Origin of the sequence: Cupriavidus sp. GA3-3, from assembly GCF_000389805.1 — a bacterium.
GTDB lineage: Bacteria > Pseudomonadota > Gammaproteobacteria > Burkholderiales > Burkholderiaceae > Cupriavidus > Cupriavidus necator_D.
In genome coordinates this window covers 112,466-135,529 of record NZ_KB944479.1, presented here as the reverse complement: position 1 = coordinate 135,529, position 23,064 = coordinate 112,466, and the positions used below count along the sequence as shown (strand labels likewise).

Annotated in this window: 17 protein-coding genes and 3 pseudogenes; 7 read left to right on the top strand and 13 right to left on the bottom strand. The window is 64.2% G+C overall.

Going from position 1 to position 23,064, the window contains the following annotated elements; genetic code table 11:
- Positions 1–454 precede the first annotated feature (454 nt).
- The 5 genes from C265_RS31480 (at position 455) to C265_RS16125 (ending at position 7,659) form a co-directional block, all read left to right on the top strand.
- Complete coding sequence (locus tag C265_RS31480) at positions 455–670, top strand: DUF2188 domain-containing protein (RefSeq protein WP_010811882.1); 216 nt, start codon at positions 455–457, stop codon at positions 668–670.
- A gap of 79 nt (positions 671–749) precedes the next feature.
- Positions 750–1,457, top strand: a complete 708-nt coding sequence (gene imuA / locus C265_RS16140) for a translesion DNA synthesis-associated protein ImuA (RefSeq protein WP_010811881.1) — start codon at positions 750–752, stop codon at positions 1,455–1,457.
- Complete coding sequence (locus tag C265_RS16135; protein WP_037024428.1) at positions 1,381–2,847, top strand: DNA polymerase Y family protein; 1,467 nt, start codon at positions 1,381–1,383, stop codon at positions 2,845–2,847. The genes imuA and C265_RS16135 overlap by 77 nt, the downstream gene beginning before the upstream one ends.
- 5 nt (positions 2,848–2,852) lie before the next feature.
- Positions 2,853–6,008, top strand: a complete 3,156-nt coding sequence (locus C265_RS16130; RefSeq protein ID WP_010811879.1) for an error-prone DNA polymerase — start codon at positions 2,853–2,855, stop codon at positions 6,006–6,008.
- A gap of 148 nt (positions 6,009–6,156) precedes the next feature.
- The gene (locus tag C265_RS16125) at positions 6,157–7,659 is read left to right on the top strand and encodes an NYN domain-containing protein (RefSeq protein WP_010811878.1); all 1,503 of its coding nucleotides are present in this window, start codon (positions 6,157–6,159) and stop codon (positions 7,657–7,659) included.
- Positions 7,660–7,933: 274 nt separating this feature from the next.
- Here C265_RS16125 and ligD read toward each other — a convergent pair.
- From ligD to C265_RS16100, 6 genes and pseudogenes are all read right to left on the bottom strand, one after another.
- Positions 7,934–9,097: pseudogene (ligD, locus tag C265_RS16120) on the bottom strand (DNA ligase D); the annotation flags it as partial.
- A 90-nt stretch (positions 9,098–9,187) separates the two neighbouring features.
- Positions 9,188–10,549, bottom strand: a pseudogene (locus tag C265_RS16115) (DUF4158 domain-containing protein); the annotation flags it as partial.
- Positions 10,550–10,784: 235 nt separating this feature from the next.
- Positions 10,785–11,033: a hypothetical protein gene (locus tag C265_RS16110; RefSeq protein WP_037024426.1), complete on the bottom strand. Its 249-nt coding sequence runs from the start codon at positions 11,031–11,033 to the stop codon at positions 10,785–10,787.
- A 543-nt stretch (positions 11,034–11,576) separates the two neighbouring features.
- Complete coding sequence (locus tag C265_RS16105; RefSeq protein ID WP_010811875.1) at positions 11,577–12,281, bottom strand: dienelactone hydrolase family protein; 705 nt, start codon at positions 12,279–12,281, stop codon at positions 11,577–11,579.
- A 103-nt stretch (positions 12,282–12,384) separates the two neighbouring features.
- Positions 12,385–12,591 carry an H-NS family nucleoid-associated regulatory protein gene (locus C265_RS31470; protein ID WP_371258361.1) on the bottom strand — a complete coding sequence of 69 codons (207 nt, stop codon included), beginning with the start codon at positions 12,589–12,591 and terminating at the stop codon, positions 12,385–12,387.
- Positions 12,592–12,650: 59 nt separating this feature from the next.
- The gene (locus C265_RS16100) at positions 12,651–13,838 is read right to left on the bottom strand and encodes a DNA-binding protein (RefSeq protein WP_010811873.1); all 1,188 of its coding nucleotides are present in this window, start codon (positions 13,836–13,838) and stop codon (positions 12,651–12,653) included.
- A gap of 170 nt (positions 13,839–14,008) precedes the next feature.
- Between C265_RS16100 and C265_RS16095 the strand changes: the two genes are divergently transcribed.
- On the top strand, positions 14,009–15,223 hold the full coding sequence (locus tag C265_RS16095; RefSeq protein WP_052181629.1) for a tyrosine-type recombinase/integrase: 1,215 nt from the start codon (positions 14,009–14,011) through the stop codon (positions 15,221–15,223).
- Between the two features lie 174 nt (positions 15,224–15,397).
- Positions 15,398–15,736 (top strand): hypothetical protein, encoded by a 339-nt coding sequence (locus tag C265_RS32670; protein ID WP_176844256.1) that lies wholly within the window; start codon positions 15,398–15,400, stop codon positions 15,734–15,736.
- 136 nt (positions 15,737–15,872) lie between these two features.
- On the opposite strand, the gene C265_RS16085 is transcribed toward C265_RS32670, so the two are convergent.
- The 7 genes and pseudogenes from C265_RS16085 to C265_RS16060 form a co-directional block, all read right to left on the bottom strand.
- Positions 15,873–16,628, bottom strand: coding sequence for an SDR family oxidoreductase (locus C265_RS16085; protein WP_010811870.1), 756 nt, complete (start codon positions 16,626–16,628; stop codon positions 15,873–15,875).
- A gap of 78 nt (positions 16,629–16,706) precedes the next feature.
- Positions 16,707–17,414 (bottom strand): annotated as a pseudogene (locus C265_RS16080) (GntP family permease); the annotation flags it as partial.
- A 214-nt stretch (positions 17,415–17,628) separates the two neighbouring features.
- Positions 17,629–19,683, bottom strand: a complete 2,055-nt coding sequence (locus tag C265_RS16075; protein ID WP_037024422.1) for a S8 family serine peptidase — start codon at positions 19,681–19,683, stop codon at positions 17,629–17,631.
- A gap of 574 nt (positions 19,684–20,257) precedes the next feature.
- On the bottom strand, positions 20,258–20,593 hold the full coding sequence (locus C265_RS16070) for a hypothetical protein (protein ID WP_010811867.1): 336 nt from the start codon (positions 20,591–20,593) through the stop codon (positions 20,258–20,260).
- On the bottom strand, positions 20,590–20,901 hold the full coding sequence (locus C265_RS16065; RefSeq protein ID WP_010811866.1) for a hypothetical protein: 312 nt from the start codon (positions 20,899–20,901) through the stop codon (positions 20,590–20,592). The genes C265_RS16070 and C265_RS16065 overlap by 4 nt, the downstream gene beginning before the upstream one ends.
- Positions 20,902–21,091: 190 nt before the next feature.
- Positions 21,092–21,670 (bottom strand): tripartite tricarboxylate transporter substrate binding protein, encoded by a 579-nt coding sequence (locus C265_RS31460; RefSeq protein WP_143010748.1) that lies wholly within the window; start codon positions 21,668–21,670, stop codon positions 21,092–21,094.
- A gap of 322 nt (positions 21,671–21,992) precedes the next feature.
- Entirely contained in the window at positions 21,993–22,985 is a 993-nt protein-coding gene (locus C265_RS16060; protein WP_010811865.1) for a tripartite tricarboxylate transporter substrate binding protein, read from the bottom strand.
- Positions 22,986–23,064 lie beyond the last annotated feature (79 nt).

Below are 23,064 nucleotides of genomic sequence, written 5' to 3'. Positions count from 1 at the left end.
CTATTCCATCGGGTTGAGGGCTGTTTTTTTGACCGCGCTCTGGCAACATCCGCCCTTTCTTGCCGACGACGGCTGACGCGTCTGCCTTACGCGGGCGGATGGGAAGTGCACCGTTAATCCGCGGATTTCATAGGTTGTTGACGCAGCCAGAATGAAACAAGTCTCAACGCCGCCCGCCATCGCCCTCGATGCACGAGCTTGGCGTTCCGGCTTCGACGCAGGTCGAGGCATCTCATCGACCGCCTGCCCCTACCCACTCGCTTCGGGCCAATCCTTGGCTTGGAGCAGCGGCTACATCGAAGGCCGAGCCGCGCGTCTGCACATCGCGACTAAATCGCCAACCTAACCAGTGCATGCCGACAAATCGCATCCGCCCGTGTAGGACAGCTTCGGATATCCCGCCGCGCCGGTCTAACGCGGGACTGATGCCATAGCAGCCTATAGCGAGGGCGTCATGAAAGACGTCCATGTCGTGCCGGCCGACAATGGCTGGGCCGTTGAAGTTGGCGGTAAAGCTGACCGAACTATCCACGCCACACAAGAGGCTGCTATCGCCGCCGGTACCGAGCGTGCCAAACGCGACAAGGTCGAGCTCCTCATCCATGGCCGGGACGAAAAAATCCGCGAGCGCAATTCTTTCGGTCACGGTCCGCGGAATATCAAAGGATGACCACCGCGGGGACCCGGCGTGGCGTTCCGTCCAGGTGACAACTGTATAAATATACAGTACTCTGGTGACAGGACATGCCATGCTCACCATCGCCCCTGAAACCATCCATCCGTCACTTTGGGTCGCTGCACAGCTTGCCCGAGGCAACGCGCGCACTGTATCGACCGGCTATGCCGCACTGGATAAGGAATTGCCGGGCAGCGGCTGGCCGGTCGGGAGCCAGACGGAACTCTTGCTGCAGCAGCCAGGCATCGGCGAACTCCGACTGCTCCGCCCTGCACTCGTTGCCCGCTCTGGGCGGCCGATCGCGCTCCTGGCTCCCCCGCACGCGCCACAAGCCCTGTCACTGGCAAATTGGGGAATTCCGCCGGAGCGGCTGCTTTGGATCGATGCGCAACGGACCGCCGATGTCTTGTGGGCGGCCGAGCAAACCTTGCGGGCCGGCACCTGTGGCGCGCTGATTCTCTGGCAGTCCCACTTTCGAAACGAGGCGCTACGACGCCTGCACCTCGCCGCGCAGACGTCGGACACGCTCTTCTTCGTGGTGCGCCCCGCCGCGTGTGCGCGGGATGCCTCGCCGGCACCGTTGCGCCTGGCCCTCGAGCCGGCCGTCGGCGGCGTGACCGTCAACTTTGTGAAGCGTCGCGGGCCGCAGCAAGAGACCCCTCTGCTCGTCGCGCTGGAACCGTCACCCATTCTGTTGTACCGCCATGCTGCGCCTGTGGATCTGCCTACGCCTGCCGTCGCTCCCCCTCGAAGTCTTCCGGCCGACCTGGTCCACCACTGAACTGGCCGTTGCCGTCCTCGACAAGGAACGGGTCCATCTCGCTACGCCCCTGGCACTAGCCGCAGGCGTAAAGCTGGGCATGCGCCGCGGCGGTGTGCAAACCATCGCGCCGGCCACCATCCTGTTCGACCGCGATTCCGGCCGGGAAAGCGATGCGCTTGCACGAATCACCATGGCGACGCTGCAGTTCTCGCCGAATGTGGCCGCAGCGGAAGAGGCGGCAATCCTGATCGATGTCAGCACTACGCTGCGGCTCTTCGGTGGGCCGCGTAAGCTCCGCCGACGGATCATCGAGACCGTCGCGGCGATGGGCTTCAGCGCGATGGTCGGCAGCGCCCCGACGGCGCAAGGAGCGTGGCTGATCGCGCGCTCGGGTGGTGGTACTGCTTTGACCATGGCGTCGTTGCAAAGCCGGCTGGCCGGCCTGCCGATACTTACCCTACCCGCGGCGCGCAAGTTTGCCGACTGGTTCGATGGGCTCGGATGCCGCACGCTGGAGGATCTGCGCCGCCTGCCTCGTGCCGGTCTGCAGCGTCGCTGTGGCGCCGACTTCCTGGATGCGCTGGATCGCGCCTACGGGGAAGCGCCGGAAATTTTCGAGTGGGCCGAGGCGCCGCCAGCATTCGATGCGGCGGTGGACCTGCCTGACCGCATCGAAAATGCCGAACAGACACTGGCGTATGTCCGCGGCCTGCTGGTGCAGATGGTCGGCTGGCTAACTGCCCGGCACCTCGCCATCAAGCGGTTTCGGGTCGAATTGCGCCATGAGCGCGGCCGCGCGGCAATCGCGCCGACGGCCATCGAGATCGCGCTCGCGGAGCCCAACTGGCATGAGGAACACCTGGTCCGCATCCTCAAGGAGCGGCTCGCCCTCGTTGCCGTTGAAGCGCCAATGATCGCCGTGGCCGTGTCTGCGATCGACACGGAGCCCGTGGCGCCGCCTACGGATTCCCTCTTCCCGGAACCTGGCGGGACGCCCGCCGATCACGCCCGGCTGCTCGAGCTGCTCAGCGCTCGCCTCGGCGCCGACAAGGTTCGCCAGTCCTGCTTGCGGGCAGACTACCGCCCCGAAGTGGCCAACGACTGGCAGCCGGCTACGGAGAAGCCAGCACGCGTGTCCCTGCCGGCAGCCCTGCCTCGGCCGACCTGGCTCCTGGGCAAGCCGGTTCCGCTCATCGAGCGGGATCATCGGCCGTTCTACGGCTCGCCGCTGCACATCGTCTCGCCACCCGAGCGCATCGAAGCCGGCTGGTGGGATGGGCAACTGGTCACGCGCGACTATTTCGTGGCGGAAGGCAAGGACCACACCTGCTACTGGATCTTCCAGGAACGTATGGGTAGCCGCGAAGGGGACGAATCGCGGTGGTACCTGCACGGCCTCTTCGGGTAGCCACCATGAGTGAGATCCTCGCAGCAGGCCTGCCCGAGTATGCCGAACTGCATTGTCTGTCCAACTTTTCGTTTCTCACGGGCGCATCCCGTCCTGAAGAGCTGGCCGAGCGCGCGGCGCAGTTGGGCTACCACGCGCTCGCGATCACGGACGAATGCTCGCTGGCGGGAATCGTGCGCGCGCACACCGAGGCGAAGAGGGCAGGCATGCGCCTGGTCGTCGGGGCTTCGTTCCGCTTGCAGAATGCCGATGGCTCCCCTGCCCTGTCCTTTCTGGCACTGGTCAGAAACCGGGAAGGCTATGGCAACCTATGCGAACTGATCACGCTGGCTCGCATGCGCGTCGCCAAAGGCTCCTATGTTCTGACGCCACGCGACCTCGCGGCACCGGAGGCGCCCCACCAGCACCTCAAGGGGTTGCCCGACTGCCTGATTGTCTTCACGCCGGATTACGGCGTGCCGGCGGACAAGCTCGACATACAAGCGACATGGGTGAGCACTACCTTCGCCGGTCGGGCCTGGATGGGCCTGAACCTGCTGTACCGCCCGATGGACGATATCCACCGCGGGACGGTCGAGGCGGCCGCGGCGCGCCACCATCTGCGGCTCGTGGCCACCGGCTGTGTCACCATGCACGTGCGCTCGCGCAAGCCAATGCACGACGTGCTGACGGCGATCCGCGTGGGCCGTCCTGTTCCAGAGTGCGGCTACGACCTGGCACCCAATGCCGAGCAGCACCTGCGTTCGCGCCTGCGTCTGTCGAACATCTACCCGCACCGCTATCTCACCGAATCCATCCACATCGCCAACCTCTGCCAGTTTTCTCTGGACGAGTTGCGGTACGAATACCCCGACGAAGTGGTTCCGGACGGCACCACAGCCGCGGACTATCTGCGCGCAGAGACATACGCCGGGGGGCACCGCCGTTTCCCCGCCGGCATTCCTCTTGTCGTGCAACAGCAGCTCGAGCACGAACTCGCGCTCGTCAGGGACATGGACTATGAGCGGTACTTCCTGACCGTCTATGACATTGTCCGCTTCGCACGCTCCAACGGTATCCTGTGCCAGGGCCGCGGCTCGGCGGCCAATTCCGCGGTCTGCTACTGCCTGGGCATTACGGAGGTCGACCCGGCACGGGGCAACCTTCTGTTCGAGCGCTTCATTTCCAAGGAGCGCGGCGAGCCACCGGACATTGACGTCGACTTCGAGCACCAGCGACGCGAAGAGGTCATCCAGTACCTGTACCGCAAATATGGGCGAGATCGGGCAGCGCTTGCGGCCGCGGTGACGACTTACCGCCCGCGCAGCGCCTTGCGCGATACCGGCAAAGCGCTGGGCGTGGATCCGGCTATCGTGGACCTCGTGGCCAAGTCGCACCACTGGTTCGATGGCAAGGCGGACCTGCTCAAGCGATTTGCGGAAAGCGGTGTGGACGCCGACGCCGAGCTGTCCCAACGATGGGCAAACATGGCCGTCGCGTTGCTCGGCTTTCCCCGCCATCTGTCCCAGCACACGGGCGGCTTCGTGCTCGCGCGCGATAAGCTGTCACGACTCGTGCCTATCGAGAATGCCGCGATGGTGGACCGCAGCGTGATCCAGTGGGACAAGGATGATCTGGACGCCTTGGGCCTTCTCAAGGTGGACGTGTTGGCGCTCGGCATGCTTTCCGCCGTGCGACGCGCACTGGACCTCGTCGCCGACCAGCGCGGCGAAGCCTTCGAGCTGCAGGACATTCCCGCGGAAGACCCGGCGACCTACGCCATGATCTGCCAGGCCGATACCGTGGGTGTGTTCCAGATCGAATCGCGCGCCCAGATGTCAATGCTGCCACGCTTGAAGCCTCGCACGTTCTACGATCTGGTCATCGAGGTCGCCATTGTCCGCCCCGGACCCGTCCAGGGCGGCATGGTGCATCCCTACTTGCGCCGGCGCCAAGGCTTCGAGCCAGTCACCTACCCCAGTGCCGCGATGGAGAAGGCACTATCGCGCACGCTGGGCGTGCCGATCTTCCAGGAGCAGGTGATGCAGGTGGCCATGCTGGCCGCCGGCTTCTCGGCCGGCGAAGCCGACCAGTTGCGGCGCGCCATGGCCGCATGGAAGCGCAAGGGAGGTATCGACAAATACTACGATCGGATCGTCTCGGGCATGCTCGAGCGCGGCTACGACCGCGAGTTTGCCGAGAGCATCTTTCGCCAGATCCAGGGGTTCGGCGAGTACGGATTCCCAGAGAGCCACGCGGCCAGCTTCGCCCTGCTCGTCTACGCCAGCGCCTGGCTGAAATGCCATGAGCCCGAGGCCTTCCTATGCGCGATGCTGAACAGCCAGCCCATGGGCTTCTACACGCCCTCTCAGCTGGTGCAGGATACGAAGCGCCACGGCGTCATCGTACTGCCCGCCGACGTATCGGTGAGCGGCTGGGATTCCGCTCTCGAACATTCGCTCGGTGACGGCGCGCGGCCTGCAGTGCGACTCGGCCTGTCCCTGCTGCGCGGGATGCGGCGTGAGGCCGCACACCGCATCGAGGAGGCCCGCGCGATTCGGCCGTTCGCCAGCACTGCGGAACTGGCTCGGCGTGCGGAGCTCGATCGGAACGACCTGCAAGCGCTCGCCGCAGGCAATGCCCTGGCATCGATGACCGGCGGGCGCCGGCAGGCCCTTTGGTTGGCCGCTGCAGCGGTACCCGACAAGGACATACTGCGGGCCGCTGAACTGGTCGAAGAGCCGGCGGAACTCGCGCCGGCGACGGAGGGTGAAGAGATCGTTGGGGACTACAGGGCGATGGGCCTGACGCTTCGTCGCCACCCGCTTGCCTTGCTACGCCCGATGCTGGCCTCTCGGCGCTTCGTGCCAGCGTCGGAGCTGGCGCAATACCAGCCACGGCAGACCGCCCGCGCGGCCGGCATTGTGACGGTGCGGCAGCGCCCGAGCACCTCGAATGGCGTCATCTTCATGACGTTGGAGGACGAGACTGGCGTTGTGAACGTGATCGTGTGGCCTGGCGTCTTCGAACGCTTTCGCAAAGAGGTCCTCGGCGCGAGGATGGCCGGCGTCTACGGACAGTGGCAATGCGAAGGCGAAGTTCGCCATCTGATCGCGCAGCGCGTCGTGGATCTCTCTGCGATGCTTGGCCGCCTTGATACGGCGAGCCGTAATTTCTGCTAACTCCGTCCGCATCGTGCGGAATCCGAGGACTAGCATTTACGCCGGCTGTGCATGGCGTGCCCCCCGGCTGACTGGCTCGTAATACAATCGGAGCTCGAGTTGCTCACCGGTTGACAGGACGTGTCAACCCAGATTGCTGCAAGGAACAATGAAGAGCGCACTGTTCGTCGATTTCGATAACGTCTATTCGGGCTTGAGGCGGCTCGACCCTGCGTATGCAGACCGCTTCGCTCGCCATCCCACCCAGTGGATGGAATGGCTCATTGGCACGCTGAGTTCGCCCGATCACGCACCCGTTGGCGCAAGACGACGCGTGCTCGTTCGCCGCTGTTACCTCAATCCCCAGGCCTACCAACGTTTTCGGCCACCGTTCAATCTGGCCGGATTCGAGATCGTGGATTGCCCCGCCCTTACCAGTGATGGGAAGACCAGCACCGATATTCATATGGTGCTAGACATTGTTGATCTCCTCCAGCATGAAGCCGGATACGAGGAGTTCATTGTCTTCTCTGCGGACGCCGACTTCACCCCCGTTCTCCGAAAGCTGCGTCGCTGGGACCGCCGCACGACAGTTCTTGCCATCGGCTTTCCTTCGGCAGCGTACCGGGCATCCGCCGATCTGCTCATCAACCCCGACGATTTCATTCGCAACGCGTTGGGATTTGACGACGATGTCGAAGCTCCGGCGCCGGCCGGCGAGCCAGGCGCATCTCGTGGAGAGCTCGCCGACGCCGCGTTCAAGCTGATGCATCAGGTTGTGGCGGAGGCTCCTGGTCCGGTGGCTCTCTCGCGCCTCGCGGCATTGGTGCTGTCCGATGTGGACGGCATGGACGCCTCATCTTGGGCGGGCTTCGGCAGTTTCAAGGCGCTGCTAGACTCTCGAGGTTTGGCTCCCCTGCAGGTTAGCTGGGACGGAGGCGGGACCGTGCACGACCCGAAGCGCCATGCCGCATCAACGCCAGTGCGCCGGCAAGGCGGTGGCGACTCCGATGGCCTGGCAAGGGCGGTCACCGACTTTGTGAAACTCGAGGTGGGCGGGGCTAAACAACCGATCCAATGCGCCACGCTGGCGAACCTGATTATCCAGAAGTACCCCCAACTCGCTGTGGATTGGAATGGCCGCGGCACGTTCCGCAAGTTTGCTGAGTCTCTCGATGTGCGCCCCGCTGTATTCGACTGGTCTACCTCAGGCGGAATTGTCTCCAACGGGGCGAGCACCGCTCCCATGCAACGACCGCTGGACCTGTGGGGCGACGCTCAGCACCTTCACTCAGCTGCAAAGCAGGTGCATGAGGTGACGGGGATGCCGCTGCTTTCCCCGCAGCGGTACCGGCTGCTGCTGGGGAACGTGCAGGCAGACGTTCTCGCTCATCCATTCCATCTCATCGAGACCACAAAGCGCGTGCGCGACCGATGCAAGGCATCGGGGACGCCAATCAGTCGCTCGGACATTAACCACGTCCTTCGTGGTCTTCTCTTTTGCGGTCACTCGTTTGAAGACGGCCCCAATGACACTGCATCTCTCGGTATGAAGTTAGCCGATAGCGTAAAAGCCCAGTGCGTCCGAGAGCAGATGGTGCTTGATCAAACGATGGTTACCACCATTGAATCGTGGCTGGCTTGCCGCACTCTCTCACAAGAGAGCGCCTGAGGCTGACACCCTATTTGAAACAACTACGCAAGGATGAGGATGTCGGATAGCACGCGGAAGGGATGGATCGTTCGCACTGGGAATGACTACCTGTTTCCTCAAGGCGGGGACGTTGGCTACACACCGAACCTAACCGATGCCGGAGTATTCGAAACAGAGGAGGAAGCTATCGCGGCGGGCCACGACCACTGCGATCCGGGCTTTGTGGTGATGCGCGACCCGCGTTGAGTAAGCGGAAAAATCAACTCTCCACGAGCGAGTACCCATGACGCTATCAGCTCAAGTGTTCCATGGGACCTCGCAGGCTTTGCGTCGTTGACCAGAAATCACACCATGGGTCATTCGTCCGGAAACTCAGGTACTCCCGGGCATTTCGCACCGTCCATTGGTAGGCACTCTTGAGTTGCGGCAGTTGATCCCACGCTACCGGCATCGACACGCCCATGCCGGGCCGTGCTCGGGCCGAGAATGCCGCAGCCGTGGTCTGCGCGATGCCATTACGCAAATAGTCCACAAACACTTTGTCCTTGCGATTACTTGGCCCTGACTTGGCCACGAACCGCTGAGGAAGGGTCTTGGCCAGGTGCTGCACTGCCGCGCGTGAGAAGGCCTTCACCACATCGTAGTCAAACTCGGGTGCCACCGGCACGACGACGTGCAGGCCTTTCCCGCCGCTGGTCTTGAGCCAGGCCGCCAGGCCGAGTTCGCCTAGGAGAGTCTGCACCAGTAACGCCGCTTCCTGGACATGCTGCCAGGACACGCCTTCGCCGGGATCCAGGTCGAAGATGATGCGATCCGGGTGAGTAAGATCGACGGTCGTCGAATTCCACGTGTGAAATTCGACCACGTTCAGTTGCGCGGCCCCGATGAGCGCATCTGCCGAGTCAACGGTCAGCAAGCGGCCATGCCCCGGCCATAGGGATGCCGGATGCTCGGTCAACCCAGGCAGCTTCGTGGTTTCGGCATGCTTCTGAAAGAAGGCTTCGCCACCGATGCCATCCGGCGCGCGGAGAAGCGCCACGGGCCGCACCGCGAGATGCGGAAGCATCCAGTCCGCCACGCTTTCGTAGTACCGCACCAGGTCGAGTTTGGTGATACCCGTGGTAGGGTCAATCACCCGCTCAGGGTGGGTTATCTTCAGGGCAGCGAGCGTTGCACCGGCCTCGACCCGAACGGCTTCCTTGCGGACCTCGCTCGCTGGCGTTTCACTACGCAACGCCTTGAACGATGCCTGGCGTACCTGATTCGACGGCGTCCATTCGGCAAACTCAACCTCGGCCACAAGGCATGGCTTGACCCAGCGCGGCGCACCGGTTCTGGCAGGGCCCCACCTGCTGCCGCCCATGGAGGCCGGGGGAAATGGCGCGGCGTCAGTGGTGAGCTTGGCGAGCCGGGTCCGTATTGCCGCCGCGGTTTTGCTGTCCCAGCCTGTGCCAATCTGTGGCAGATTGCTCTGCGGCGTTCGATGGCAGTTATGCCATAGCCTGTCGGGTTGTTGCGCCACTGCGGATCAGCGAGTCAATGTAGCGCTCGACATCGTGCAGGCAGAGAAGGCCTGATAGCCGCGCTTTGGGTCAGGATCATGGACGAGGTCATGCCACGCCGTGCCAACGCCGGTCTCCGAAAAGTCTTCTGGCAGAGCATTGAGCTTCCGTGTCTGCAGGTCGCGCCACGTCTTGAGGTTCGCAAAGCCGGGATCGTCTTCCCTGCCGCCGAATTCCAGGCCTTCCAGGCCCGACAGCAGAGCGTGAATCCGCTGATGGTCACCGGTCAAGGCCGCGCGCACGTGTGACGCAAAGCTCGAATGCGCCGCGTCGGTGACGACGGCCAGATGCTCCAGGGCTTCATCCACTCGCTGCTCGGTCGACTTGCTCTTGTCTTGCAGGACGGCCTTGGCCTTGAGCGCCTGCTGCCTGTCTTCCACGGCGGAGCGGGTGTGCGTCAACTGCGCCGTGCTGGCCGCGCGTCGGAATAGATCCTGGCTGCGTCGGCTGGTCTGGTGCATCGCGATATCGGTGAGTTCCAGCAAACTCATCCGTAGAAAGCACACCAGTTCAAGCGCCTGGGTGCTCTCCTTCAGTGTTTTGGTCTTGGCCGGACGCCTTGCTTGCACCTTCTGCGCATAGGCACGCAGTTTAGGCAAAGCGATGTCATCCAGATTCCACTCATGCACAGCGAGGGACTTCAGGTAGCGGATCTTGTCCAGCGTTTCAGCGAGGTTCTTGGGGCCGTTGCGTCTGGAAGGCGCCTTGATCCACTCGAGGTGCGTTGCAGAGCTGTCAGCCCGTGGACTGCGGACGGATTCCATGCATTGCTGCAGCGTGGCCGCCGACACTGCGCGGTTGACCGCTGCGAGCATTTGCGCCTCGTAGCTGGAAAATGCATGCCGTGCCAAGTTGGTGATCTGGCGCTGGCCGGGAATGAGGCGGCAGCGATCGTATAGCCATCGCTGAGCGGTGGTGACAAGCTCATCCACGTCTGGCGCAGCGGCAGCTTGTACGCGGAGCATCTCTTGCAAAGCGGTCTGGCTGGTGACATCGAACGGCTTGATGCCAAGGTACTCCTTGACCCATTGCTGATGCTCGTACAACGTCGGACGTCGTTGGTACAGTGACTTCAGGCTGGCAATCGACAGCAACGGCGCGGAGAAAGCTTCGCACACGTACTGAAGGAGATTGCGCGGAACGACAGCAAACCGGTCCAACGGCCGACCGAAGGCCCGGAGGCAAACGAGCTGCAGGCCGACCGCGGCGAATCTGTCGGCCCGAAACCGCTCCCGTATTGCCGCGATGTCAGCACTGGTGAGCTGAAAGAACTGCTGCAGGTCAAATTCTGTCAAGCGGGCAGGCAACTCTTCCCTGCCAACGTAGCGATACGCAAATGCCGACATCTGCACTTTTTGGGGTGTCGTTCGGGTCAAAACTGTACGACAAGTGCTCGGATGGCCGCAATAACGTCAACGAATGGGCTGCAACGCCACGCCAACAGGGGACTCGGGGCTGATTGGGATAACCGTATCAATCGGCAAGAAAAGGACGATTACCCCAAGTGGCAATAGTTGAACAGGCCGCCAGCGTTACGCAAGCAATGTGAACTGCCAAACCGTAGGCATGCGTTGCGCGAACTCAGGACTCCCGACAACGAGCGCGTGGCTCGTGAGAATCCGCTACATCTATCGGACCATGCCGTTGTTGAAGGCGGTTGTGCATCGTCTCGCAGCTGATCAGCATCATTACCGCTGGGTCCTCATCCGCGCCGGCGATGCCGGCTTCAGCGGCGTTGCGCAGATATACTTGCCGGGAGACCATGGCGACGATCACAATGATGGCACCAGCGATGAAGGCCCTGGCCACAAACTGAAGGTATCGTTCCATGGAAATCGCACCGGCTAGCAGGGGGTGGTTTGGTCGCGAGCCTACACGAGGATGCTGCGAGACGATGCTACGCCCTTGGAGGATTGACAGTGCCTCTGTTTTGCCGTCACGAAGCAGCTCGCGCGTTGTGTGACCCCGCATTGCGGGGCTGATGAGAATGCCTTAAAAATCGATCTCGCCCCTACCGAGCGGCCACTACTGGGCCACGCCGCATGCGCCGTTCCCACTGGACGGTTCGAACGGCCATGACGAAGTTTTCCCCGGCGCGCACTGCGTCAGCGACGGCAAATGCGTCACGTTCTATAAGGACGGTGAAGAGGTGTGGGCCTGCAACGCCGTTTATGCCGCTGCCCATTTCGACTTTGCCCCCGTTCCGAGCGCCTGCACGTCGACAGCCGACTGAGGTGCCGACGCTACCACGACGCACTACGCTTTCGGCAGTTTCAGTGCTGGCGAGGACGCGATAAGCAGAACGTTATCGCGCCTTATCGCCGCGTTCAGGGCGGCCTAGCCGCAGACGGGATGCTTCCCGGCAGGCGATGATCAGCGCCAGAGGTGGCGCGCGAAGAACGTCAGCGTGCGGTCCCAGGCGACCTGCGCCCAAGCGGCGTCGTACTGGGTACCGGCGATGCGGCCGTCGCCGATGGCTTCCTCGTTGGCAAAGGCATGGTGCGCGAGGTAACGGTGGAACGTCGCGTCGACGCCGCCGGCGCGCAGCTTCTCCTCGAGCTTGTCGAAGTCCTCGGCCGCAAAGAACGCGTCCTGCGCGGCCGAGTGAACGAGCACCGGCACCTTGATATTGGCAGGGTCGATGGCTTCCAGCGGCGGCATGCCGTAGAACGGCACACCTGCCTTCAGCTCGGGGATGGCGTTCAGCGACAGCAGCGTCAGCGCACCACCCATGCAGAAGCCGGTGATACCGATGCGGCTGCTCAGGGTGCCGAGGTACTGCACGGCGCCGCGGATGTCCTGCGCCACGGCGTCGCCGAAGTTCAGCTTGGACATCAGGTGGTGGGCCTCTTCCTGCTCGACCGTGCTGGCGCCGCGGTAGAGATCAGGCACCAGCGCGTAGTAACCGGCACGCCCAAGGCGGTCAGCCACGCCGCGAATCTGGTTGTTCAGCCCCCACCACTCCTGGACAACGATGATGGCCGGGGCGCCGTCGGTGAGATCCGGCCTGGCAAGGTAGCCGTTGACCGACTGGCCGTCGGGACGGATGAACGAGACGGTCTGACCGATGTGTCGCATGATTGGCTGCTCCTGTCGTTTGCTGTGGACCAGATGGGCCGGATGATAGCGCAAGGGAGGTGCTCCGGAATGCGCGGGCAGCGGCAAGCGGCGAACCCGGCGACTATCCGACCCGGAAAAACTCCACGCTCTGCCCCGCATTGACCGCCCGCCGCAGCCAGTCGGGCATGTGGCCCTGCCCGTCCCAACTCTGCCCCGCGGCGTTGCGGTAGCAGACCACTGGCGCTGGTGCGGGTGGTGGCGGTGGCGGTGGCGGATCGAAGCACCCCGCCGCTTCCAACTCCTCCATGGTCAGCCCGTAGTCGGCCATCTCCGCCTGGATCCAGCGGATCGCCGCCGCCCGCTCAGTTTTTGCTGTCGTTGCTGTCGTCACTGCCTGTCGCTGCCGTCTTCCGGATTGGAGGCGGCGGTCGGCGCGCCCTGCTTGTCGTCTTGCTGTTCGTCCAGCTGTTGGTCCTGTTTTTCGCCTGGCACCGCCTGCTCGGTCGGCGCCGGGCTCCCGGCCTTGCGCCGCCGCCCGCCACCACTCTCCCCCCGCCGCTCAGGTGGTCCCATCCGCAATTCTGCCAGCAGCTGGCGCGCCAGCGCCGCTTCGGCCTCGGCCCGTTCGGCCCGGCGCTGCGCCGCAGCCAGCTCCGCCTGCACCGCGTCCAGGTCGTGCGCCGCTTTGCGCTGCGCCTGCTCGGCGCTGGCGAGCCGATCGGCGAGCGTGGTGGCCTGGGCCTCGAGCCGGGCGCGGGCTTCGGCCTGCGCCACGGCCGCGTCGCGGGCCTCGCTGCGCGCCGCCACCAGTTCGCCGCGCAACGCTTCGGCCGTGCGCTCGCTCTGCTGGCGCGCGGTACGCTCCACGTCCAGTTCGCGTAAGGCGCGCCGCTCACTGGCCTCGGTCCGTTCCTGGGCGAGCGTCACCGCCTCGCGGGCGCGCGCGAGCTCGGTCGAGAATTGGGTGCGCAGTTCCGCCAACTGCCTACCCGCGGCCTCCAGTTCCGCCCGCCCCGCGTCCAGCCGGGCCTGCGTCGCCGCGTGCGCCTGGCGCTCCGCCACCAACTCCGCCTGCACGGCGTCGTGCGCCTGGCGCGCCTCGGCCAGCTGCGCCGAGATCGCGGCCACCTCCTCCCGCGCGCCCGCGGTCTCGGTCCGCGCGGCGTCGCGCTCGGCCTCGGCGGCGCTGGCCGCATGGCGGGCCTCGGCGCGCAGCGTGGCCAGCTCGCCGGTGGCGGCCTCGTTGGCCGCCTGCCAGATGGTCTGCACCGCCCCGGCCGCGATGTCCTTCAGCGCCTCCGGCAAGTCGGGATGGTCGATGGTGACGCGCGTACGGCCGCGCAGCTCCTGCCAGAACGCCTGCAGCACCTCGGCGGGCGTGCCCATGCTGCCCTTGCGCACCAGGCTGTAGAGCTTGTTGGCGGTGGGCGTGACGCCGTAGCGGAAGAACAGCAGGCCGCACACCTCGCGGTACAGCGCGCGGGTCTCGGGAAAGCGCCCGCGCAGCTCGGCAATGTCGTTGGCCATCGCGGCCTGTAGCGCAGTGTCGGTCAGATCCAGGTCGGCAGCGGCCATCGGGAGAAAAACGGAAAAGTGATGATAAATATTACTACGTAATATGATCTATATCCAATTTTCTAGGGACGACTTTAGACATAACTGCGCTTATGTCTATAATAACAGCTCGAACCGCCTCCCACGCTGACCCGACCTTGGAATCGCCCGCCCATCCGCCCTGCCCGCCTGTGTCCGGCCTCCTCACCGCATTGCCCACGCCACTGGAGCAGCTGCGGCTGCCGTTGGCGCTGTCCGGCGCGGCCGGCAGCAACCGCGCACCGGCCACGGCCACCCGCATTGCCGCGACCGACGACCTCGCCGCCGTCACCGCCTGGCTCGCGCGCTATACCGACAGCGCGGCGACGCTCTCCGCCTACCGCCGCGAGGTCGAGCGACTGATCCTGTGGGCCGTGCTGCAACTGGGCAAGCCACTGTCTTCACTGACGCACGAAGACCTGCTCGTTTATGAACGCTTCCTGGCCGCCCCCCAGCCGGCCGCGCGCTGGGTCCTGACCGGCAGCAAGAAGCTCGCGCGCAGCCACCCCGACTGGCGCCCGTTTGCCGGGCCACTGTCGCCCGCCAGCGTGCGACACGCCCTGGTCATCCTGAATGCGCTCTTTGCCTGGCTGACCGAGGCCGGTTACCTGGCCGGCAACCCGCTCGCGCTGGCCCGGCGCCGGCGCGCCCCCACCAAGCCGCGCATCACGCGCTACCTGAGCCACGAGCTGTGGGCGACCGTCAAGGAAACCGTCGAGGCGATGCCGGTTGGCACCGAGCGCGAGCGGCTGCATGCGGCGCGCTGCCGCTGGGTGCTGACGGTGCTCTACCTAGGCGGGCTGCGCGCGTCGGAACTAACGAGCACCCCCATGGGGGCGTTCTTTTGTCGGCGCGACGGCTCGGGCGTGGAGCGCTGGTGGCTGGAGGTGACCGGCAAGGGCAACCAGACCCGGCTGGTGCCGGCCTCCGACGAGCTGGTCGCCGAACTGGCGCGCTACCGTCGCGCCCACGGCCTGGCGCCGACCCCGCAGCCTGGGGAAACGCGTCCGCTGGTGCTGCCGGTGATCGGCCGTGAGACGGGTCGCGAGGGTCGCGAGAAGGCCCTGTCACGCGGGGCGCTGCACCTGGTGCTGAAGGAAGTGTTCGCCATGGCAGCCGCGCGCCTGCGCGCGCGCGGGCCCGAATGGAAAGCGCAGGCCGATGTCCTGGCGAGCGCCTCGGCGCACTGGCTGCGCCACACCGCCGGCTCGCACATGACCGATCAGCAGGTCGACCTGCGTTTTGTGCGCGACAATTTTGGCCATGCCTCGATCGCGACCACCAGCGCCTACCTGCACAGCGAAGAGGATGCGCGACACGAAGCTACGCAGGAGCGGCATCGTATCGGCTGGACCAGCAAGACATAAGGCGCGACCCGCGCGGCAAGCCAGAAGTATTTCTGCACCATCGGGGGCGCCTCCGAGGTTGACGCCCAGCCTGATCTCGGCTCTACGCTTCCAGCCAGGTATGCTGTCCCCACGCCGCATCCTCGCCGATCTTGGCCGCATGGGATTGCCTACACGCTGGCCGGCCTGGCACCCATGCCGTCGCCGACACAGATGGCTCAGGGGCTGGCGGCGTGCCGGGCGATGCGGCAGCGCGGGCAACAGCCAGTGCTACATGATCTTGCGGTCTCGCTGGCACGCCAGATCGGCGTGGAGCCCGATCTGGCGCGCTGGCCCGAGCTCGAACGCGCGCTGTTGTTCGGCCCCCTGTCGCCGGTCTCGTTCCGCTTGCAAGGCCCAGACCGCCTGAACGAAGCGCCGACCCGGACGCTGGCTGCGGCTCAGGCATTCGGGGCAATACGCGGCCCGGAGTTTACGCCCGAGGAGCTCGGATTGTGCAGCTTGACCGGCAGCCGGGAAGCTGTCGTCGCCTGAACCGCGCCTCACGTCGCCAGCCATGGTAGCCCTGCTTTTTTACGGGCGCGCTGACCTGCTGGTGCATCGTATGCGGGCTTGGCTGCGGGATTTGTAAAAAAATGATTGCGGGCCTGGCTACGGTACAAGGTTGGTGTCAGCTCCCGGGGCGGACCTTTGCTGCCGGCCATCCACCGGAGAAATCGACCACCGCACCGGTCAGGAAGCGAGACTGGGTTGATGCCAGGTACCGAATCAGATCGCCGATTTCCTCGGGATGACCAAGTCGACCCACAGGTACCTCGGACTTCACGTATTCCCTCCCGGCCGGGGCGTCGATGAAAACGGCGCGCGGGTAGTAGGCTTCGCTGTAAAGGAAGTTTGGGGCGACTGCGTTCACTGCAATATTGAGCGGGGCAAGTTCAATGGCGAAAGAACGAAGCAGGGCATTTGCTCCAGCCCTGGCCGCATCGGGAATTGCCGCGCCATACATCGGAAGATGCGTTCGGCATGAGGTGATCATGACGACGTTCCCGCCGCCCTGGGCCTTGAAATGAGGGATTGCGGCCCTCACTAGTGCGAACGGCCGGACCACGAGCATTTCGAGCGTCTGCCGGAGGTCATCCAGCGATACATCGGTCGAGGATCGGTGTATCGCCGGGTAATGGTCATTGCTGACGATGGCGTCGACGCGACCCGCTTTTTGCCACAATGCCTCGAGCAGGAGCTCAGGCGTTTCGGCGCTCAGAAGTTCTGCGCCCGGATGCGAGGCGACGAACTTGTTCCAGCCATCCTGGACGGTGAATGTGTCGTCTTCCACGAAAACGCGGAAGCCTGCTTGCAGCAATGCGGCCACCGCAGGCGGACCGGCGTAGCCAGAGGCATTCGTAACTAGGGCGACCTTTTGATCCATGGTTTGCTCCTGATTCATTGAAAGTATGAACGTGCATGCTTGCACGTGCTGCCTCGGGCGACAGCCGTGAGTCCTCTCTCAGACCACACCGAATGAGTAATAGAGACCAATCACGAAGAATACGGCGAGCGTCTTGATCATCGTGATCGCAAAGATGTCACGATAGGATTCCCGGTGCGTCAGACCGGTCACTGCAAGCAATGTGATGACGGCACCGTTATGCGGCAGCGTATCCATGCCTCCGCTCGCCATTGCCACGACACGGTGAAGCACCTCGAGCGAGATTTGCGCGGCTTGTGCACCTTTCACGAACAGATCTGACATCGCAGCGAGGGCTATGCTCATCCCGCCCGACGCCGAACCCGTCATGCCTGCGAGGGCACTGACAGACACCGCGACCTTTACAAGCGGGTTGGGGATACTCCCGAGCGTGCCGATGACAGCAGCAAAGCCCGGCAACGCGGCGACGACACCTCCGAAACCGTACTCCGAAGCGGTGTTGACCGACGCGAGCAACGCCCCGGCGACCGCATCCCTGGTTCCAGCGGCAAACCGGTCACGCAGTTCGCGGAAAGCGGTGGCAACAACCAGCAGAATGCCCAGAAGCAGAGCGACTTCCACGGACCAGATTGCCAGGACGGAGTTGATCGTAGTCGTCACCGGGGAGTGAAGGCCCGGCAGGACATCCGGTGCAATCGTATATGTCGGTCCGTACCAGGCAGGAATCGCGCGGGTGAAGGAGTCGGCATCGTTCTGGCCAATCCCTGGGAAACGAGCCAAGGCAAGCTCGCGCCCCCCTGCGTGCGCCAGGCGCTGGCTATCCTTAACGAGTGTTCGCGTGGCTGACCGAAGCCGGCTACCTGGCCGGCAATCCGCTCGCGCTCGCTCGCCGGGGCGCCCCCGACCCGGCCGCGGATCACGCGCTACCTGAGCCACGACCTGTGGAACGCGGTCAGGGCTGAGATCGAAGCGATGCCGGTCGCAGCCGCGCGCGAACGCATCACGGCTTTGTCGCCGTGACGCTTGTCATGTCGTTGCTGCTGGCCTGGTAGGTGAGCGTGCCGGTGATGTTGGTCACGGCGAAGGTCACGCTGTTCTTTCGCTTGGAGATCGTTCCGCTCGTGACCATGCACTGTCCGCCGGCGCCCGTTGTGCAGGCCGAGCTCCCGCTGTAGCCGCCGCTCCAGGTTCCGCTCACGGTTGCGTTCGGCACCGGGTTGTGGCTGGCATCGTGCACCGTGACCGTGACGGTGGTGGTCCATCCCGTCTTGTTTCCGGTGCTGCTGGCGCTCAGGCCGCCCACGTGCACCACGGGCAGACTCGCGATGTCGGCTCGAGGGCCGCTCGACAGGTCCAGGGCGAAGCTGCCGCCCTTGCCCAGGTTCACGCTGTCCTCGGACGGGGACACCTGGATGGTGTACGTCCCGGCCACGGTTGGCAGTGCGTGCAGCGTTTCCTGACGGCCGATGCCACCGCATTCGACGCCGGCCATGCACAGGCTCTCGGACAGCACGACGCCATTGGGGTCCAGCAGCCGGGCGTCGAGATCGGGATCCCACTGCGCGGCGAAGCAGCCGCCCAATAGCGGCAGGATGCATTTCGCCTGGCCGTTAATGGTGACCATGGCACCGATGGGAACACCGAGGTCAGCCTGGGCGATGGAGAACGTGTAGCTCCACTGACCATGATTCGCCACGCTGCCGGTGACCCTGCGATACGTCGGAAAGACGGTCGGCTGGTAGCTGGTGCCCCCCTTGGCGCTGGCCACCAGGGCGTAGCCGTCAAGGAGCCCGGCGCCGATATCATTGTCCTTGCCGGCGGGGCCGCGGTCCTGCGCCGTGGCTTCGAGCTTCTGCCGCAGGCCCGCTGGCGACAGGATCGGATTCGCCTGTAGCGCCAGGGCGACGATGCCGGAGACGAACGGCGTGGCCATGGAGGTGCCACTGTAGGTTACATAACCGCTGACCGTGCCGGCCTCTGCAGCCGTGATGGTCAGTCCGGGTGCACAGATGTCCGGCTTGACACGGCTATCCAGCGTCGGTCCCCGGCTCGAAAACGGCGTCACGTAGATGCCGTCCGAATGGTTGGGCGCGCCGGCGGGAGCGGACCACTCCGCGCATGCCGCCACGGTGATGGCTTGCGCTGCGGCCCCGGGCGAGCCGACCGTCCCTGGTTCGTCGCCGGAATTTCCGGCCGCCACCACCACGACAGCACCGCTGCTCACCGCTGCATCGACGGCCTGGCTCAGGGAGTCCTGTCCGTCTGACGGCGCGCTGGAGCCCAGACTCATGGAAATGATCCGCACCCCTTGGGACACGCACCAGTCGATGCCGGCGATGACCTGGCTCTCGAGTCCGGAGCCGGACTGGTCGAGCACCTTGGCCGCGTAGATCGCTGCGCCGGGCGCCACGCCCTTGTAGGTGGCGGCGCCCGAGCCGCCCGTGCCGTCGCCGAAGGCGATCGACGCGACGTGGGTGCCGTGGCCGTGGTCATCATATGCACTGGTCCGTCCATTGATGACATCAAAGAACGGGATCGGTCGCGCGTCAAGCTGCTCGTGGTTCGGATCGACGCCCGTGTCGACGATGCAACCCTTGATGCCGGCGCCGTCAACCCCGAAGCTGGCGCGTGCCGCTTCCGTGCCGAAGTCGGCGCGGGCGGCGTTGAGCTTGGTCGAAACGGTGAAGTCCTCCTCGATCCGCCGCACGCCAGGCTGCTGCGCCAGCGCCCTTATCTGGGCGGTCGTCATGGTGGCGGAGAATCCGCGGATGATCCTGAATTCGCGGTCCAGCGTGAAAGCACCGACCGCCTGCCGCGCCGTGGCCGCAGTGCCCGGGCCGCTGAACGTGACGACGACACGGACGAGGTCACCTGGCCGTGCCGCCGCGATCCGCGCCTGCAGATCATCGGAGACCCGGTCGCCGTCACGGTCGACTAGGCGGGCCGAACGCGCTGCCTCCGTGCCGGGTGCCGGCCGGTTCGAGTCGGGCAGCGGCGCGGCCTGAATGGACAAAACGACAGCCGTCAGACAACCCAGTGCAGCGAAATGGCGCATTTTAGGTTCCCCTTTTTGTTTGAGGCAATTTCGGGAGCGCGCAGCTTCCCGACCCGTCAATCGTCGTCCCAGCCTCGGGCTAAAGGCTTCCAATGGGTGTGCGCCAGACGGTCAAACAAGCGCGACCGGTTGCGTGAAATGCGGAAAATTTACCATCAGATCAAGAACTAACGGACAGCTCTCAGCTCTCAGCTCTCAGCTCTCAGCTCTCAGCTCTCAGCTCTCAGCTCTCAGCTCTCAGCTCTCAGCTCTCAGCTCTCGAAGTCTAGGATGCGAAGTGGCAAAATTCATGCGGACTGCGTGCGAAATGACACTTTTGCCTTCGATCCAAGTGAGAGCGTGCAAAATTTGGGGAGACCGTTTCGTCAGGCGCCCTGGATTGCGACGAGGATGTCGCGGTCGATTCTGTCTGGCTGATGCCGGCGGGGGGGAACAATTATTGAAGCATCTGCTGTGACGCGAGCCGATCGCCAGTGCGGAGATGCGCTCGGGTGAGAGTTCTCCGTTCAAAACCGCCACCCTGACCTGGACCATGCAGTGCGCCCCCTCGTCCGTCCAGCGCATCTGTCGCTTCTTAGCCATGCGTTGGCTGATGACCTGATTCACAGCGGACTCCGCCGCTGATCGGCAAGCCCTTTCGATGCCGGCCGCCGTAGTTGACCAACGTGGACGCGTTGCTCCGAAGGTACCCGCAGACTCTATCTAGGTTCCACCACAGCGTACTGAGTTCATACCCCGTCCTCGTCAGGAGCTGCGCGTCCAATGCCTTGATGCGCTCCAACGCTTTGCGGCCCTTGCCATGCCATGCGAGCCACTTGGCGTGCATGATTTCGGTCTCTATCGACTCTCGTTCCAGTGAATCGATGACCTTACTGCCGAACACGGAACGCTGCGCCGCCTTGAACTTCATAGCGATGTGGAACCAATCGAGAATCCTGCCGCGTGCGACACCGTGCGCACCACCGTCGATCGGCGGTCCTTGTGGCTCAAGGCCGCCCCGCAACACCGACAACGAGTCTGGCCCGAGAGCCATCCCGCGACCTGTTTCGAAACCAACTCGGTCTGAACCTTGGCCAACAGCGACCGGCCCTCCGCGAGGGTCAGGCCCAGATCCGCAAGACTACCGTCACAGCGCTCAATCACTGCCAAAACGCCGTCGACGCCCTGGCCATTATCGCTGCCCTCGTCCGCCAACCTGGCTTCGATGATCAACCGCATGGTTTGCTCCGACCGTTGCGATACCGATCAGCCTAGTCCACACACAACCGGCGCGGTCCCTAAGCGGCACTTTCTTGGTGGCCTCCCCAACCTTTGCACGCTCTCCTTCACGGCAGGCGAAACCCACCTATCGAGCGTGCCCAGTTTCAAGCACCACATCGGGTACCGACCACCACCCTTGCGAGGCAATTTAGCAGGGCTCCAGAAACTGTTGCACTGGGTCACCGTCGATCGACGAAGGCGCAAGACCTGACACCTTAATAATGCGCTGCCAGCGCTCTAGTTCAGTCTCTACCCGTCTTGCGAGCAGCTCAGGACCGCCTGGCTCGGGGGTTGCGCCATACCTCTCGAAGCCCGCTTTGACCTCTGGATCCCGTAGGACTGCAGACAAGGCGCCATTGAGCTGTTCCACCATCGTGGCAGCGGTTCCCGCCGGGGCGAACAGACCATACCACTGAGTCAATTCCATGCCCCTAACGCCCAACTCCGCAAGCGTCGGTGCTTCTGGCAGCACTGGCAGACGTTTGGGTCCGGCGACTGCCAGGGCTCGCAACTGACCGGCACCCACTGGCCGATACGCTGTCAGCAGGCTGGCGAACATAACCTGTGTCTGTCCGTCAATGGTCGACGCGATGGCAGGCGCTGCGCCCTCGAAGGTGGTACTGCGCACCGAAGTACCAGTGGCCAGTTGGAAAAGCCCTGCGGCAAAGTGGGGCGGTGTACCGTCCCCTGCGGACGCGTAGCGAAACCTTCCAGGCTCGCGCTTCATGTGGGCGACCAAGATCGTTGCCGCCCCCCGCACGGGTGGGTACGATAATCCGCAGCGAATGCCGAGACGATGCCTGCTTTGCTCGGCTGCCTTCCGGCCGCGAGAAGACATAATCGGGCAGATGGAGCTGGCCTTCTATGATTTTGCGTGCCGATCGAACGAGGGCCGCTCTTGTTACAGTAGCCGCAGCGCCCTCCCCCTCCAATTCCACCTTCACTTCGATCCGTCCCGCTGGGTGCAAGACGACAAGTGCGTGGCGGCCGGGCAATCGGGTCAATTGGCTAGACTAAGCGGCCAGCCTTCAATGCGTGCTGGAACGTGTTTATTGCAGCGAGATGCCGCTGGCAATCACCTTGAGCTCCGCGCTCTCTTTGGCCATGCTCTTGGTGAAGGCGGCAGTATTCTCATAGGTGTCGGTGGTGAAGAACTGCTTTTCCATCACCTGGCGCAGCTCCGGATCGCGCATGGATTTCTCCGCGACCTCGCGCAGCACCTGGACCACCGGCTCCGGCGTGTCCTTGGGCACGGCCAGACCGCGCCAAGTGCCCAGCACCAGGTCCATGTTCTTCTCACGCATGGTGGGCGTGTTCTCCAGTCCCTTGATCCGCTTTTCCGACATCACGCCCAGCGCCTTGAGCTTGCCCGAATTGACATAGGGAATCACTTCCGGTGCGCTCGCGATCACGGCATCGATATGCCTGCCTAGCAGCGCCAGCAGTGCCGGCGAGCCGCCCTGGTAGGGGATGTAGTTGAACTTGGCCTTGCCCTTTTCGGCCAATGCGGCCGAGGCCATGTGCCACATGGAACCCTGGCCTGCGTTGCCTATCTGTACGTTGGAATCAGGCTTGCGCGCCTGTGCCAGGAAGTCCTCGATGCTCGCATACGGCGCATCGCTGCGCACCACGATCACGGCGGGGTCCGCATTCAGCTTGGCAATCGGGCGCAGCGCATGCTGGTCGAACTTGGCCAGGCCCAGGTAATGCAGAAAAGTCACTTCCACCGTGGTCAGTGCCAGCTTGTAGCCGTCCGGCTTGGCGCGGATGACCTCCTGCCAGCCGATCACGCCGGCCGCGCCGGGCTTGTTGACGACGACGATGCCCTGGGGCATCACCTTGGCCGCGGCCTTGGAGAAGGCCCGAGCCATCACGTCGGCACCGCCGCCGGCCTGGTAGGGCACGACCAGCTCTATCGAGTGCTGCGGATAGGCGCCGGGCTGGGCCAAGGCTGGAGCGGCGGCCAGCGACAGCAGGCCTATGCCGGCAAGCAGCTGCTTGCGGCGAGCCGCCGACATGGTTTGGGCAAGGGAATGGTTCATGAGTGTCTCCGGTTAGGTGTTGTAAGAGTGTGTTCACGATCTCCTCGCGCCGCGTAGAGATCGTGAACACGCTCTTAAA